Source organism: Subtercola sp. RTI3 (genome assembly GCF_035018625.1).
Lineage (GTDB): Bacteria > Actinomycetota > Actinomycetes > Actinomycetales > Microbacteriaceae > Subtercola > Subtercola vilae.
Window position 1 is genome coordinate 51,748 of sequence record NZ_JASJXO010000010.1, and the last position, 15,451, is coordinate 67,198.

Genomic DNA, 15,451 nt, shown 5'->3' on the forward strand with positions numbered 1-15,451 from the left:
CCGGGGTTTCGGGTATCAGTGGGGCTGTACCGAGAGCCAGAGCAGGCCGGCGGCGGCGATGGCCACCGTCCAGCTCACAAGGCTGCCGACGAGAAAGTATTCGGCCTTCGAGCCGGCGACGCCGTCGCGGGAGATCTCGGGGAACCGCACGATTCCCTTGGCGGCGATGAGGGCAGCGACGATGGCGTACGAACCAGAGAGGGTGAGGGCGACGATCAGCAGACGCTCGAGCGGGCCGATGAGGCGGCCGCCCCGCAGATCTGCCGAGGGGCTGACTACTGACGAGTCATTCTCCGCCAGTTCGGCACGCTCGCCTGGCTCGGGGACCGGCTCGGGCACGCGCGGATGCAATGCGGTGCGCACCACGACATTGCCACTCTCTGTCAGGAACACGATGGCGGCCAGGGCCAGAGCGAGGGTGGGCAGGCTGAGGGTTCGCAGGGCGCCGGCGGGGGCATCCGCGTGCCAGTCGACGACGAACCCCGACAGCGAGCTGCCGGTGCGGTCGAAGGCCAGGGCGAGCACCAACGCCGCCACGAGGCCGGCCACTGGCCAGAGCCCCGCCGACTGCCGCAGCTGTTCGCGCGAGGTGGTGGTGAGCAGCCACGCCCCGGCCAGCACGACAGCTATCGCCGCGGCCCAGAACGGCACACCGCAGCCGACGCACGCGAGCACCACAAGCAGGAGCCAGACCACGGCGATGATCTGTGCGGCCGAGCGCCTGGCTCGGCGCGGGCGCACGAGGTCGGCCGACCCGATGAGCAGAAGCAGCAGTGCGGCCAGCATCAGAGGGCACCACCTTTCAGGGCATCGAGCGACGACAGCAGCGACGAACCGCCCGAATTTCTCATCGCCTGCGAAATGGCCGACTGCGAGACCTTCTCGTCAGCCGCGAGTTCACTCTGCGACCTGCCGAGCGCTGTGCCGAGTGTGACACGCCGGGCCCGGTCGTTCATGGTGCTGATGAGGTGGTCGCGGGTCAACAGGTAGGCGTTCACCACCGACTCGTACGCGGGGTCGAGACGGGCTCCGGATGCCCCGCCCTCGTCTGTCGCTGCACGAAACCAGCTGCGCAGGGTGGGGTTTCGCAGCTTCTCGCGCGTGTGCGCCTCGTTGATGGCCTCCCGGGCGAACCACCAGCCCGGACCATCCTGCAGGCGCCCCGCCATTCCCTCCCCCACCGTCTCAATGGCGCCGCTGCCGATACCGAACCGGCAGTCAAGGCCTGACGGTAGCGCCAGCCGGGTGAGAAGCGTGGCCTCGAGGGCGTCACCCAGGGTGCTGAACACGCCCTGAAACTCATCGCCGATGGTGGCCCTGATGGGTTGCACGGCGTTCACCCGCTCGTTGACGAACCCGAACGTGTCTTCGATCAGGGGCTGCGCCTCGGCTCGCGACGCGATCTGGCGCGAGCGTACGAGGTCGACGATCACCGCTACCGGCGACGACACAAGGAAAGACATCTCATAAGCATACTGCTTATATAGCGCAGATATAAGCCTAAGACTTATATTAGGCTTAAATAAGCGGGAGGCTTATCGGCAGCCGAAAGCCGGCGGTCATCATCACATCGATGTAGGCCGAGTTACCCCCATCGACTGATTCGCCGCGGCAGACATGCTGGCTACCGTGAAGAGTACCCACGAGAAAGAGGCGCAGATGAGTGAGACACCCGCAAAGGTCGCCGCCAGGGCGGTCGACGTCAGCAAGGTCTACGGCACCGGAGACAGCGCCACCACCGCACTCGACACCGTCACCCTCGACATCCACAGCGGCACGCTGACCGCCATCATGGGGCCGAGCGGGTCAGGCAAGTCGACGCTCATGCACGTGTTCGCGGGCCTCGACACGGCCACGAGCGGCTCGGTCAGCATCGGCGACACCGACATCACACACCTCGACGACGATGCCCTCACCCTGCTGCGCCGCCGCCATCTCGGCTTCGTCTTTCAGGCCTTCAACCTCGTACCCACGCTCTCGGTGCTCGGCAACGTGACCCTGCCATTCGAGCTCGACGGCCGCAAGCCCAGCACCGACGAACTCGCCTGGGTGCGTGTGCTGCTCGGTCGCCTCGGCATCGGGATGCTCGAAGAGCGTCGCCCGCACGAACTCTCTGGGGGGCAGCAGCAGCGCGTCGCGATCGCCCGGGCCCTCGCCATGCGCCCCCAACTCATCTTCGCCGACGAACCGACCGGAAACCTCGACTCGAAGTCGAGCCGCGAAGTACTCGGACTGCTTCGCGACCTCACTCGTGAATACCAGCAGACCGTCGTGCTCGTCACCCACGACCCCGTCGCCGCCTCACACGCCGACCGGGTCATCTTCATCGCCGACGGGGCCATCGCGCACGATGTCGGGGCGAGCGACGCGAAGACGCTCTCCGACATCATTCTGAACCTCGAGGTCGCATCGTGAGAGCCCTCGCCTTTCGCGAGCTCTGGCACGGCGGCCGCCAACACACCTCCAGTCTGCTCGTAGCGTTCATCACCTCGGTGTTCGCCACCATGATGATCGAGATGGATGTAGTGCTGCGCGTTCAGTCGATCGGTGGCAAGTTCATCCAGCACGGGTACGTCGTGGCACTGCTGGATGTGCTCGATCTGCTGTTCTTCTTCATCGCGGTGTTCGTGGCCTGCATCGTCACCGCCAACACCTTCGGCATCATCATGGCGGGCCGAGCGAAACACATCGCGCTCATGCGGCTGCTCGGTGCCTCGGCGAAGACCCTCCGCGGCGCGATCGCCATCGAAGGCGCGGTGGTGGGCTTTGTCGGTTCGGTTCTCGGGTTGGTCGTCGGTCTGCTCGTGACGCAGATCGCGTATGGCGCGCTCGTCTCGTCGGGAACATTCGTCGCGGTGTCGATCAACACGCTGTCACCGCTACTGGTAGCGCCCATTCTCGTGGGTGTCGTCAGCACCACGGGCGCAGCCTGGTTCGGTTCGCGAAAGATTCTCGGCGTCTCGCCGATCGAGGCGACCGGTGCCACCCAGGAGCCCCCGGTCGTCACTGTCTCCGAAATGCCGAAGCGACTCCGAAGCCTTGTCATCGCAGCCTTCGTCGGCGGCATCGTGCTGCTCGTGGCCGGTGTGGCGCTGGGACTCAAGACGCCGCTCGGTCTGCTCGTCGCAGCACCCGGCGGCGCCCTGAGCTTCGTCGGCTTCGTGCTCGGCTCGAGCTTCTTCATCCCGGCGTTGCTCACCGTTGCAGGGCGCCTCACCGGCTCGTCGACGCCGAGCGTGCTGGCCAGTGCGAATGCGCTGCGATACCCTGCCCGCTCGGCTCGATCGACGATCGGCTTGGTGATCGGCGTCACGCTCGTCACGATGTTCTCGGTGGCCGGCCAGTCGTTTCTCGCCCAGACGGGCCCCGTTGCGGCCGGCGCCAGTGCCGCAGACGAAGCGGGCGACCAGGCATTCCTGCAACTGACCATGGGCATTCTCGCCGTTCTGATCGGGTTCTCGCTCGTGATCGCCGCGATCGGGCTGGTGAATTCGCTCTCGCTGAGCGTGATTCAGCGCCGACGCGAGATCGGCCTGTTGCGCGCCCTCGGTTTCACGAAGAAGCAGGTTCGCACGATGATTCTGGCGGAGAGCATCCAGCTGACCGTCGTCGGCGGCGTCGCCGGGCTCGTTCTCGGAGTGTTCTACGGCTGGGCCGGCGTGCTCGCCGCCATTGCCAGCGACCACCACATCGGCGGATTCTTCTGGCCCACGATCGCGCCGTGGATCATCATCAGCATCGTCGCCGGCGCCGTTGTTCTCGCCGTGGTCGCGTCGGCCGTGCCGGCACGTTCGGCCGTGCGTGTGTCGCCTGTCAGAGCGTTGGCCATCGAGTGAGCCTTCTGCACAGCGCCGGTTCTCTCGTCAGCGCCAGCCACATGGTCAGCGCCAGCATTCTCGACCCCACCTCGCTGCTCGAAGGGGCGGGGCCGTGGGTGCTGGTGGTCGTGATGGCCATCATTTTCATCGAGACCGGGCTCTTGTTTCCGTTTCTGCCGGGCGACACTCTCGTCTTCACTGCTGCGATTCTCGCTGCGCCTCTCGGCCTGACGCTGCCCGTGCTCGTCGTCTGTGTGTCGATCGCGGCAGTTCTCGGCGACCAGACGGGCTACCACATCGGGCGGCGGTTCGGCCCGAGGCTGTTCAAACCCGATGCGCGCCTCTTCAAGACCCGGTATCGCGACCAGGCCGACGAGTTCTTTGTGCGCTACGGCGGGCGGGCACTCGTGCTGGCACGGTTCGTACCCGTGGTGCGAACGTTCGTTCCGCCCACCGTGGGAATGTCGAAGCTGCCGTTCCGGTCGTTCGTGTTGTGGAACACCATCGGGGGTGTCGCCTGGGCTCTCATACTGACGCTCGCCGGTTACTTTCTGGGCGGAATCCCGTTCGTGGCCAACAACATCGAGATCATCGCCGTGCTGATCGTGATCGTGTCGGTGCTGCCGATCGCCATCGACATCCTCCGCCGCCGACGCAGGGCGTAGTCTGCCGCTGTGGAAGTGATGAGCGGGCTCGTTCCGACGATCGTCGCTCTGGTGCTGCTGGCGGCCATCGCCGTGGCCGGGCTCAGCGCGGCACGGGTGCCCCGGGCACCCGCCCCCGTGTGGGCGATTCTGCGGGGCACGCTGCAACTCGCGGCGCTCAGCCTGGTGCTCAGCGGCATCATCGGCAACCCCGTGTGGGTGGCCGTGGGGCTGCTGGTGATGTTCACGGCGGCGGTCTACACGGCCTCGCGGCGCATCCACGCCGACCGGCGACAGACGATGGCGGTGGGCCTGTCGATGCTCGCGGGCAACGCTGCCGTGCTTGTCATCGTCTTCACGACCGGGGCGATCGAGTTCTCGCCGCGCTACGCGCTCGCCATCGGCGGAATCATCGTCGGCAACACCATGAGCATCGCCACGCTCACCGGCAGAACCTTTCGCGCATCGGTGCGCGACCACTGGAGTGAAGTCGAGGGCTGGCTGGCCCTCGGCGCTCGGCCCATCGAGTCGACCAGACAGCTGGCGCGCAGCGCGATCTACTCGGCCATGGTGCCCTCCATCGACCAGACGAAGACCACCGGAATCGTGGTGTTGCCGGGAGCATTCGTCGGCGCCATCTTCGGGGGCTCGTCACCACTTGAGGCGGGCCGTTTTCAGATCGTGGTGCTGGCGGGCATCCTCGCCGGCGCCACCATCACGGCGACGCTGCTGGTGCGCCTGATTGGGTCTGTCGCACAGAGGCCCGACGAGGAGACGCCCTGAGCTGGGGTCATTTCGAACAGGAGGCAGGCCGGGGCATCACTCGGCGGCACACCTGACAGAATTGAGCGCATGAGCGAATTCGTGACCGGCCGCTACCGCCACTTCAAAGGCGGCCTCTATCACGCGATCGGCACGGCCACAGATTCGGAGACGCTCGCCGAGATGGTGATCTACCGGGCCGAAGTGTTGGAAGGCCTCTGGGTCAGGCCGCGGCACATGTTCGAAGAGATCGTCGAGATCGAGGGCGCGACGGTGTCGCGTTTCACCCTTCTCGCCGAGCCCGAGGCGTAGACACCCGGCCAAAGTTTCGGCGGGTAGGGTGATCCGAGCACCAATCGCCACGCTCGAAGGAGATCCCCCATGCCCACAACAGTGACCGGCGTCATCGCCCGATCCAAGGGCTCGCCCGTCGAACTCGTCTCAATCGTCGTGCCCGATCCCGGGCCGGGCGAAGCGGTTGTCGACATCGAGACCTGCGGGGTGTGCCACACCGACTACCACTACCGCGAGGGCGGCATCAGCGACGACTTTCCCTTTCTGCTCGGCCACGAGGCCGCGGGCAGAGTCAGCGCCATCGGCGACGGTGTCACGAATGTGAAGGTCGGCGACTTCGTCGTGCTGAACTGGCGCGCCGTCTGCGGCGAGTGCCGCGCCTGCGTGCGCGCCGAGCCGTGGTACTGCTTCAACACGTTCAATGCGACCCAGAAGATGACGCTCGAAGACGGTACCGAGCTGAGCCCCGCTCTCGGTATCGGCGCGTTCGCCGAGAAGACGCTCGTGCACTCGAAGCAGTGCACGAAGGTCGACCCGGCCGCCGACCCCGCTGCGGTCGGCTTGCTCGGCTGCGGCATCATGGCGGGCCTCGGTGCCGCGATGAACACCGGCAACGTGGGGCGCGGCGATTCGGTCGCCGTGATCGGCTGCGGTGGCGTGGGAACAGCCGCCATCGTCGGCGCCGAACTGGCTGGTGCGAGCACCATCATCGCCATCGACCGCGACCCGAAGAAGCTCGTCACCGCCCAGAGACTCGGCGCCACCCATGTCATCGATTCGAGCAGTCTCGACGAGGCCGGGGTCGTCGCCGCAGTGCAGGCGCTCACCAATACCTTCGGCGCCGACGTCGTGATCGATGCGGTCGGCCGTCCCGACACCTGGCGTCAAGCGTTCTACGCCCGCGACCTCGCTGGCACGGTGGTGCTCGTGGGCGTGCCCACGCCCGACATGATGCTCGAGATTCCCCTGCTCGACGTCTTCGGCCGCGGCGGCTCGCTCAAATCGAGCTGGTACGGCGACTGCCTGCCCGAACGCGACTTCCCGATGCTCACCGACCTGTTTCTGCAGGGCCGCCTGCCGCTGGGCGAGTTCGTGTCTGAGCGCATCGCGATCACCGACATCGAGCAGGCCTTCACGAGCATGGCGCGCGGCGACGTACTGCGCTCGGTGGTGGTGATCTGATGACCGCCCGCATCGAGAACCTCGTGACGAACGGCACCTTCAGCCTCGACGGCGGCACCTGGAACGTCGACAACAACGTCTTCATCATCGGCGACAACACCGAGTGCATCGTCATCGATGCGGCACACGACGCGGCGGGCATCCTCGCGGCCGTCGGCAACCGTTCGCTGAAGGCAATCCTGCTGACCCATGCGCACGACGACCACATCGACGCGGTCGCCGCGGTGAAGGCTGCAACCGGCGCACCAGTACTGTTGAACGACGGCGACCGGATGCTCTGGCACGCGGTCTACCCCGACACCGAGCCCGACGCCGCCCTCGTCGACGGCGAGATCGTCACCGTAGCCGGGGTCGACATCGAGGTGCTGCATACCCCCGGGCACTCCCCCGGTGCCGTGTGCTTCTACGCTCCCAGCCTCAACACCCTGTTCAGCGGCGACACCCTCTTCAACGGCGGACCGGGGGCAACCGGCCGCTCGTACAGCGACTTTCCCACAATCATCGAATCGATCACGACACGGTTGCTCACGCTCCCCGCCGGCACCGTCGTGCTCACCGGGCACGGCGACTCGACAACCATCGGCAGCGAGTCACCTCACCTCGACGAGTGGATCGCCCGCGGGCACTAACCCCGAACACCCGCGCTGAGCGCCAACCCGGTGAGGAGAGCCGCCAAGCCGTCTTCGAAGGTGTGCTCGGCCGCAACGTTGTAGTCGGCCGAGCGATAGTGCCCGACCGCCCGGCTGAACACCGGCGCGTCTGCCGACAACTCGCCGGGGTCGAGCAGTGATTCGGGTGCCTGCGCGTCGAACGCCGACCCGTAGATGAACGACTCGATCGCGATGATCGCCGGCACGATGCGCTCAAGTGGCCATCCGCCGGCGAGCAGGCCCGCCGCCACCGCTTCATACATGGCGATGGTCTGGGGCGCGCCGCCGATGGGGGTCTTCGCGATGGCTTCGACGAACTGGTTGTTGTCTCGCATGACGCGCCAGTAGTTTCGCGCCCACACGATCGTCGCCGAACGCCAGTCGATCTCGCCAAAGGCACTCAGGTCGATCATCTGCATCAGCCGGTCTTCGACCCAGCGCAGAATCATGTTCTTCGAATCGGCGTGGTTGTAGAGGGCTGCGGCAGAAACCCCGAGCGCACTGGCGAGGCCGGCCATCGTCAAGCCATCGGGGCCCTTGCTTCGAATCAGGCGCATCGCCGCATCAGTGATGCGCTTGCGGTTCAGCAGCGCGGTCGCCGGTCGACCGGCGCCCCGGTGATGGTCGACAGGATGCACGTCATTCCTTTGTTCGCTGTTCAACATTAACTTGCAATCGTGCATCTGCTCCAGTACTTTGCTAAATTAACGCCGTTTATTTTAGGCGTTGGATCTTAAGGAGGAGATCGAATGGTCACCGAGATACGTGAAGTCGACGTTGTGGTTGTGGGTGCCGGTGTAACCGGGCTCACCGCGGCCACCGAATTGAGTCGGTCGGGCCAGCGTGTGCTCGTTCTCGAGGCCCGAGACCGAGTGGGCGGCAGAGTCTGGACCGACACCGTCGACGGCCAGCTGTATGAGATCGGTGGCCAGTGGGTCTCACCCGATCAGACCGCTCTTCTTGAAACGCTCGACACCCTCGGGCTCGAGACGTACTCCCGCTACCGCGAGGGTGAGAGTGTCTACATCGGTACTGACGGCGAAGCGCGGCGGTTCACCGGCGAGATCTTTCCGGCAAGCCAGCACACCCGTGACGAGATCGAGCGCCTCATAATTCTGCTCGACGAGCTGACGGCGGCGACCGACCCTGCCGCACCGTGGTCACAGCCGCGGGCCGCAGAGTTCGATCACGTCTCGTTTCTGAGCTGGCTCGAATCTCAGACCGACGATGCAGAGGCCCGGGCCAACATCGCGCTCTTCATCGCCGACGCCATGCTCACGAAGCCGGCGCACGCCTTCTCGCTGCTCCAGGCGCTGCTGATGGCGGCAAGCGCCGGCTCGTTCAGCAACCTGGTCGACGCCGACTTCATTCTCGACAAGCGCGTCATCGGAGGCCTGCAGCGGGTGCCCCTCTCGCTCGCTGAACGGCTCGGCGAGGGCGTCGTTCTTCTCGGCCAGCCGGTGCGATCGATCGCCTGGCAGAACGACTCGGTCATCGTCTCGACCGACACCCTCGAGGTGCGTGCCGCCCACGTGATCGTTGCAGTGCCGCCGAACCTCTACTCACGCATCGACTACATTCCGGCGCTGCCCCGGCTTCGCCAGCAGGCAGCCCAGCATCAGTCGCTCGGCTTGGTCATCAAGGTTCACGCAAGCTACGAAACTCCGTTCTGGCGCGACAAAGGCCTGTCGGGAACGGCGTTCAGCCCGTACCAGATCGTGCACGAGGCGTACGACAACTCGAACTACGGAGAGACCCGAGGCACGCTCGTCGGCTTCGTCTCCGATGAGAAGGCCGACCGCATGCTCACCCTCGACGCCGAAGACCGCCGAGCCCAGATTCTTGCTTCGCTGGCCGCATACTTCGGCCCAGAAGCCCTTGCTCCGGCCGTCTATTTCGAGAGCGACTGGGCGGCAGAAGAGTGGACCCAGGGCGCCTACGCCACCAGTTTCGACCTGGGTGGGCTCACCCGTTACGGCGCCCTGCAACTCGAGCCTGTCGGCCCCATCCGTTTCGGGTCGAGTGACCTGGCCGCAGAGGGATACCAACACGTCGACGGCGCCATTCGTGTGGGCCGCCGCATCGCCGCCGAGATTCTTAGCCAGTAGAACCCAGCCAACAGATCACAAAGGAGTGACCATCAAACGCATGACGAACAACACGGTGCCCGCATCATCGTCGACGGGTATGGATGCCCCCCTCGACTCGAGTTCAGACGGGCTGGCCGGCAAGGGGCTCTCGGCCAAAGGCCTGTCTGCCGGCACAATCGGCATTCTCGGGGCGACCGTCATCGGTATCTCGTGCATCGCTCCGGCGTACACGCTCACCGCGTCGCTCGGGCCCACCGTGGCCGTCGTCGGAACTCAGATGCCGGGCATCTTTCTCGTCGGCTTTCTGCCGATGCTGCTCGTCGCCCTCGGCTACCGCGAACTGAACCACGCCATGCCCGACAGCGGCACCTCGTTCACCTGGGCAACCAGGGCGTTCGGCCCCTGGGTGGGGTGGCTCGGCGGCTGGGGCCTCATCGTCGCAACGGTGGTGGTGCTCTCGAACCTCGCGGGCGTCGCCGTCGACTTCTTCTATCTGGCGCTCGCTCAGATCTTCGGCAACCCCAGCCTGGCTGACCTCGCGCTGAATCTGCCCCTCAATATCGTGACCTGTCTGGCCTTCATGGTGGCCGCCTGTTATGTGGCCTATCGCGGCATGGAGGCGACGAAGGCCGTTCAGTACTGGCTCGTGGGCTTTCAGCTCATTGTTCTCGTCTGGTTCACGGTGGCGGCGATCGTGCACGTCTCGAACGGCTCAGCCTTCGACGCGACATCGTTCAGTCTCGACTGGTTCAACCCATTTGCCGTGCCGACCTTCTCGGCCTTCGCGGCCGGAGTCTCGCTCTCGATCTTCATCTTCTGGGGGTGGGACGTGACCCTCACCATGAACGAAGAGACGAAGAACCCCAAAACCACCCCCGGCCGCGCTGCCACCCTCACGGTCGTCATCATCTTCGTTCTCTACGTGGCCGTCGCCGTAGCAGCGCTGATGTTCTCCGGTATCGGCGCCGGGGCGCTCGGCCTCGGCAACGCCGACATTTCAGGCAACGTCTTGGCGGCCCTCGCCGGCCCGATCATGGGCCCCTTCGCCATTCTGCTGTCGCTGGCCGTGCTCTCGAGTTCGGCGGCATCGCTGCAGTCGACGTTCGTCGGCCCGGCTCGCACCATGCTGGCCATGGGTCACTACCAGGCCTTCCCCAAGCGATTCGCGTCGATCACCCAGCGCTACAAGTCGCCCGGCTTCGCCACCGTGGTTGCAGGGGCGGTGGCCTGGGGCTTCTACGCCGTCATGCGGGTGCTGTCTCAGAACGTGCTCACCGACACGATCCTCACGCTCGGCATGATGATCTGCTTCTACTACGGCGTGACGGCATTCGCGTGCGTCTGGTACTTTCGCCGAAACGCATTCGAGAGCATCCGTTCGTTCTTCTTCAAATTCCTGGCGCCGCTCGTGGGGGGCGTCATTCTGGCGGTGATCTTCGTGACCACTCTCATCGACTCGGCGAACCCCGACTTCGGCAGCGGTTCGAATGTCGCCGGGCTCGGCCTGGTGTTCATTCTGGGCATCTGCCTTCTGCTGGCCGGAGTCGTTCTGATGTTCGTCATGCGGGCGGTGAACCCCGCGTTCTTCACCGGCCAGACGCTGACCCGCGATCTCTCACCCGCCACCGAGCGACCGGCCGAGACTCCAGCAGGTCAGACGTCATAGAGATTGAGCGATGAGAGCAGGGCCCACAACTCAGCCCGGTCTTGAAAGCGTTCCAGGTCGAGCCCGACGAGCTGGCCGAGCTCGGCCATGCGCGCCTTCAGGCTGTGGCGGTGAATGTGAAGCTCCCGGGCGGCCGGATCCCAGGCGGCGTTGTGGCCGAGCCAGACCACCGCGTCGGTGAGCAGAGCCGAGCCGTGGGCCGACGCCCGCAGCACCGAAAGCCGGGCATCCGCGATTTCGGCCACGCTCGACGAGGCGAGCAGCCCGAGAAAGCTGGCTGACACGAGTTCGCTGAACTGCGTCGCCTCACCCGGGTTCGTGCGCTCGAGCGCCCGCCGGGCCTGAACGACGCCGATGGCAAGACTCTGCCAGCCAATGGCGTCAGAGACCCCCGCGCTTCCCCCTCGACGACGGATGAACGCCGCCAGATCAGGCCAGTACGACGGCTCAATGAGCAGCGTGAGCCGCGTGGGGCCGCCCGTAATGAACAATCGATTGTGGGGTTCGGATGCCCGGCGTTCGAGTGCGTCACGAAGCGCCGGGCGGCTGAGGTCGAGACGCACCTCGACCACTCGTAAGCGCTCCCCCGGCATGCCGGCCGCAATCGCTTCGATGGCACGGCGAACCTCGACGACACGACCGTCACGCAGCAGCAGGAAGAGCTGCTCCATCAGAGCCCGAAGGCTCACCCGCAGGCTCTGCCGGTGTTCGAGCGAGACTTCGGCGAGGGCAACCAGAGTGGTCACCACCGAGAAGTCCGCCGAATCGAAAGGTTCGGCGCGGCTGAGTACCAGCGCGCCGGTGAGCGATCCGGTGCTGCCCAGCGTCTGCACGGTGACGAATTCACCTGCCACCACACGATCGCTGCGCGAGCGATGCTGGGCGCCGAGCAGCCGGCCGAGGTGCGCCACGACTTCGTCGGGAACCGTGCTGTGGCCGATTCCGGATGCCGCTGCAGCATCGGTGAGTTCGGCATCGGCATCGAACAGGGCGATCTCACACGCGAGGTGGTCGGCTGTTTTCTGAATCGCGGCCCGCACGCCGCCGGCGCCGAGGGCCGCCACCGAAACCGCGTTCTGCGTGGCGAGAGCCCAGTCGACGCGGCTGCGGGCCTCTGCGGCCTGAACGCCCGCCACCCACTGGCTGATCGCGATGAACGGGGTGCGATACGGCACTTCGACCAGCGGCAGGTCGGCGCTCCGGCAGGCGGCCTCGAGGGCAGCGGGGGTTCCGGCACGAATGACCTCAGTGCCGAACCCCAGCGCCACGACTCCGGCTCGTACCAGGCGTTCGACGTAATCGCTGTAATACAGCTCGCTGTCGTTGTCAGGAAACTGGCGGCCGGTCGTGAGGAGCATCTGGCCGGGCGAGAGAAAGGGCGACGGGTCTTCGAGGTCTGAACTGTGCACCCAGCCGATGACGGCAGCGCTTTCGTCGTGCGCAGACCGCTCGGTGACACCGAACGCGTCGTGATCGACGAGCGATCGGAGTGTTGCGGGCACAGCGCCCTCCGTTCTGCCAGTGTGGCATCAGCCTCGAGATACTGAACCAGTATGGCACTGTATCGGTGAGCATCCGGAAGCCAGACTGGTTCCCTGACCACCTGATGCGATTGGACAATAATGACGTTGACCACCGAGGCCACAGAGCCTCTACAGCTCGGCGGGCCACAGCTGGCGCAGCGCCGCAACCTCGTCACCGAGATTCCTGGGCCGCGTTCGCGCGCTCTCACGGCACGCAAGACTGCGGCCGTGGCACGGGGCGTGGGCGTCACCCTGCCCATCTACGTGCAGGCGGCCGGCGGCGGCGTGGTTCTCGACATCGATGGCAACACGTTGATCGACCTCGGCTCGGGCATTGCTGTCACCGGCGTCGGCAACGCGGCCCCAGCGGTGGTTGCCGCTGTCACCCACCAGGTGGCGCAGTTCACCCACACCTGCTTCACTATCACCGGGTACGAGGGCTACGTCGAGGTGGCCGAACTGTTGAACTCCTTGACTCCCGGGAGCCATGAGAAGCGCAGCGCGCTGTTCAACTCGGGCGCCGAAGCCGTGGAGAACGCAGTGAAGATCGCGCGGTACTTCACCGGCAAGCAGGCCGTCGTCGCCTTCGACCACGCCTACCACGGCCGCACGAACCTCACGATGGCACTCACCGCGAAGTCGATGCCGTACAAGAGCGGCTTCGGGCCGTTCGCCGGCGAGGTCTACCGGGCTCCGATGTCGTACCCGTTTCGCGACGGCGACCTGGCGGGCCCCGAGGCGGCACGCCGCGCCATCAGCCAGATCGAGAAGCAGATCGGCGCAGCAAACCTTGCCGCCGTCATCATCGAGCCGATTCTCGGCGAAGGCGGTTTCATCGTTCCCGCCCCCGGCTTTCTGCCGGCCATCGCCGCGTGGTGCCTCGCGAACGGCGTGGTGTTCATCGCCGACGAAGTACAGACCGGGTTCGCGCGCACGGGTGCTCTCTTCGCCTCTGAACACGAGGGGCTCGTTCCCGACCTCATCGTGACGGCCAAGGGAATCGCCGGCGGGTTGCCGCTCTCGGCGGTCACCGGCCGTGCCGAGATAATGGATGCCGCCCACGTGGGCGGCCTCGGCGGCACCTACGGAGGCAACCCGATCGCCTGCGCGGCGGCGGTGGCGAGCATCCGGAGCTATCAGGATGACGGCCTCATCGAGCGCGCGCGCCAGATCGAGACCGTGCTGCGTGACGAGCTGCAGGCGATCGCCCGTGTCGACCGACGCGTGGGCGACGTGCGGGGGCGCGGCGCAATGGTGGCCATCGAACTCGTCGACCCCGAGACGAACGAGCCCGATGCGGCGCTGACCTCTCGCGTGGCGCAGGCGGCCCACGCCGACGGCGTCATCCTGCTCACCTGCGGAACGTATGGCAACGTGATTCGATTTCTGCCCCCGCTCACCATCTCTGACGGACTGCTTCGCGACGGCATCTCCGTGGTGCGAAAGGCACTGGCCACCTCATGACACTCACTCAGCCCTCCCTCACTCAGCCCTCCCCCACTCAGCCCGCCGTCGTTCAGACCGGCTTGACCGGCCGCACCTCGGCCCTCGACGATGCCCAGGCCCAGCTCGCCGAGGCCGCGGCCGCTCTCGGCTACGACGAAGGCCTTCACACGATGCTCGCGAAGCCGCGCCGCGAGCTCACGGTGACGATTCCGCTACGGCGAGACGACGGCAGCATGCAGGTGCTGACGGGGTACCGCGTTCAGCACAACATCTCGCGCGGGCCCGCCAAGGGGGGCCTGCGCTACAGCCCGGATGTGACCCTCGACGAGGTGCGCGCCCTGGCCATGTGGATGACCTGGAAGTGTGCGCTGCTCGACGTGCCCTACGGCGGCGCAAAGGGCGGAATCGCCCTCGACCCACGGCAGTACAGCATCGGTGAACTCGAACGCGTGACCCGCCGGTACACGAGCGAGATTCTGCCCATCATCGGGCCGCAGCAAGACATCCAGGCCCCCGACATCGGCACCGACGAGCGTACGATGGCCTGGATCATGGACACCTACTCGGTGAGCCAGGGCCACACCGTGCCCGGCATCGTCACCGGTAAGCCGCTCAGCCTCGGCGGGTCGCTCGGCCGTGCCAGCGCAACCTCGCGCGGGGTCGTGCACATCGCGAAGGCGGCACTTCACAGCCTCGGCATTCGGGTCGACGGGTCGACCGCGGCAATTCAGGGCTTCGGCAAGGTCGGGCGTGACGCAGCCCGTTTTCTGGCCGACGAAGGCGCCCGGGTCGTGGCGGTGAGCGACCAGTACGGCGCCATTCACCGGGCGGCCGGGCTCGACATCCACGCGCTGGGTGCGCACGTCGATGCCACCGGCTCCGTCGTGGGCTTCGGCAGCGCCGACGAACTGGAGGCGGCAGATCTACTCGAACTCGATGTCGATCTGCTGGTGCCCGCTGCGGTCGAGGGTGTCATCCATGAGGGCAATGCCGCGAGCATCCGGGCCCGCATCATCGTCGAAGGCGCGAATGGGCCAACCTCGCGTGCGGCCGATGCGATTCTGGCATCACATGGCGTGCTCGTCGCACCCGACATTCTCGCGAACGCCGGCGGCGTGATCGTGTCGTACTTCGAATGGGTTCAGGCGAACCAGTCGTACCGTTGGCAGGCACGTGACGTTGAGGCACGTCTGGAAGAGCGGATGCTCGCCGCCTGGGCCGCCGTGAACGAACACGCACGGGCGCACGAGCTCACCCTTCGGGCAGCGGCAACGCGCCTCGCAGTGGCGCGGGTCACCGAAGCCCACCGCCTGCGGGGACTCTACCCGTGAGCGGCGCCGCCCGCAGCCGAACCCGTCACATGGCCCTCTCGTTAG

15 protein-coding genes are annotated in these 15,451 nt (G+C 66.2%); 11 read left to right on the plus strand and 4 right to left on the minus strand.

From position 1 onward, the window contains the following. Positions 1-15: 15 nt before the first annotated feature. Together QN358_RS06125 and QN358_RS06130 are read right to left on the minus strand one after the other, a co-directional pair. Positions 16-786, minus strand: coding sequence for a hypothetical protein (locus QN358_RS06125; protein ID WP_323511863.1), 771 nt, complete (start codon positions 784-786; stop codon positions 16-18). Continuing rightward, positions 786-1,463: a SatD family protein gene (locus tag QN358_RS06130; protein ID WP_323511864.1), complete on the minus strand. Its 678-nt coding sequence runs from the start codon at positions 1,461-1,463 to the stop codon at positions 786-788. The genes QN358_RS06125 and QN358_RS06130 overlap by 1 nt, the downstream gene beginning before the upstream one ends. 196 nt (positions 1,464-1,659) lie before the next feature. Here QN358_RS06130 and QN358_RS06135 point away from each other — a divergent pair, with 196 nt between their 5' ends. The 7 genes from QN358_RS06135 to QN358_RS06165 all read left to right on the plus strand — a co-directional run bounded on the left by QN358_RS06135 (position 1,660) and on the right by QN358_RS06165 (position 7,329). Further along, positions 1,660-2,415, plus strand: coding sequence for an ABC transporter ATP-binding protein (locus QN358_RS06135; RefSeq protein WP_136640872.1), 756 nt, complete (start codon positions 1,660-1,662; stop codon positions 2,413-2,415). Continuing rightward, complete coding sequence (locus QN358_RS06140; protein ID WP_323511865.1) at positions 2,412-3,836, plus strand: ABC transporter permease; 1,425 nt, start codon at positions 2,412-2,414, stop codon at positions 3,834-3,836. Before QN358_RS06135 ends, QN358_RS06140 begins: the two co-directional genes overlap by 4 nt. Further along, the gene (locus QN358_RS06145) at positions 3,833-4,483 is read left to right on the plus strand and encodes a VTT domain-containing protein (RefSeq protein ID WP_323511866.1); all 651 of its coding nucleotides are present in this window, start codon (positions 3,833-3,835) and stop codon (positions 4,481-4,483) included. The genes QN358_RS06140 and QN358_RS06145 overlap by 4 nt, the downstream gene beginning before the upstream one ends. A gap of 18 nt (positions 4,484-4,501) precedes the next feature. Further along, positions 4,502-5,245: an ABC transporter permease gene (locus QN358_RS06150; RefSeq protein WP_323511867.1), complete on the plus strand. Its 744-nt coding sequence runs from the start codon at positions 4,502-4,504 to the stop codon at positions 5,243-5,245. Between the two features lie 69 nt (positions 5,246-5,314). Beyond that, entirely contained in the window at positions 5,315-5,536 is a 222-nt protein-coding gene (locus tag QN358_RS06155; RefSeq protein WP_136640874.1) for a DUF1653 domain-containing protein, read from the plus strand. Between the two features lie 69 nt (positions 5,537-5,605). Then, entirely contained in the window at positions 5,606-6,700 is a 1,095-nt protein-coding gene (locus QN358_RS06160) for an S-(hydroxymethyl)mycothiol dehydrogenase (RefSeq protein WP_323511868.1), read from the plus strand. Next, the gene (locus QN358_RS06165) at positions 6,700-7,329 is read left to right on the plus strand and encodes an MBL fold metallo-hydrolase (RefSeq protein ID WP_136640876.1); all 630 of its coding nucleotides are present in this window, start codon (positions 6,700-6,702) and stop codon (positions 7,327-7,329) included. The genes QN358_RS06160 and QN358_RS06165 overlap by 1 nt, the downstream gene beginning before the upstream one ends. On the opposite strand, the gene QN358_RS06170 is transcribed toward QN358_RS06165, so the two are convergent. Beyond that, a complete protein-coding gene (locus tag QN358_RS06170) occupies positions 7,326-7,988 on the minus strand; it encodes a TetR/AcrR family transcriptional regulator (RefSeq protein ID WP_323511869.1) in 663 nt (220 codons plus the stop codon). The two genes, QN358_RS06165 and QN358_RS06170, sit on opposite strands and share 4 nt — an antisense overlap. A gap of 111 nt (positions 7,989-8,099) precedes the next feature. Between QN358_RS06170 and QN358_RS06175 the strand changes: the two genes are divergently transcribed. Then, a complete protein-coding gene (locus QN358_RS06175) occupies positions 8,100-9,458 on the plus strand; it encodes a flavin monoamine oxidase family protein (RefSeq protein WP_136640878.1) in 1,359 nt (452 codons plus the stop codon). A gap of 79 nt (positions 9,459-9,537) precedes the next feature. Continuing rightward, positions 9,538-11,106 carry an APC family permease gene (locus QN358_RS06180; RefSeq protein ID WP_136640960.1) on the plus strand — a complete coding sequence of 523 codons (1,569 nt, stop codon included), beginning with the start codon at positions 9,538-9,540 and terminating at the stop codon, positions 11,104-11,106. Here QN358_RS06180 and QN358_RS06185 read toward each other — a convergent pair. Continuing rightward, positions 11,094-12,608, minus strand: coding sequence for a PucR family transcriptional regulator (locus QN358_RS06185; protein WP_323511870.1), 1,515 nt, complete (start codon positions 12,606-12,608; stop codon positions 11,094-11,096). The two genes, QN358_RS06180 and QN358_RS06185, sit on opposite strands and share 13 nt — an antisense overlap. A 120-nt stretch (positions 12,609-12,728) precedes the next feature. Here QN358_RS06185 and gabT point away from each other — a divergent pair, with 120 nt between their 5' ends. Both gabT and QN358_RS06195 read left to right on the plus strand, forming a co-directional pair. Then, positions 12,729-14,093, plus strand: a complete 1,365-nt coding sequence (gene gabT, locus QN358_RS06190) for a 4-aminobutyrate--2-oxoglutarate transaminase (RefSeq protein ID WP_323511871.1) — start codon at positions 12,729-12,731, stop codon at positions 14,091-14,093. After that, positions 14,090-15,406 carry a Glu/Leu/Phe/Val dehydrogenase gene (locus QN358_RS06195; RefSeq protein WP_323511872.1) on the plus strand — a complete coding sequence of 439 codons (1,317 nt, stop codon included), beginning with the start codon at positions 14,090-14,092 and terminating at the stop codon, positions 15,404-15,406. The genes gabT and QN358_RS06195 overlap by 4 nt, the downstream gene beginning before the upstream one ends. Positions 15,407-15,451: the final 45 nt, after the last annotated feature.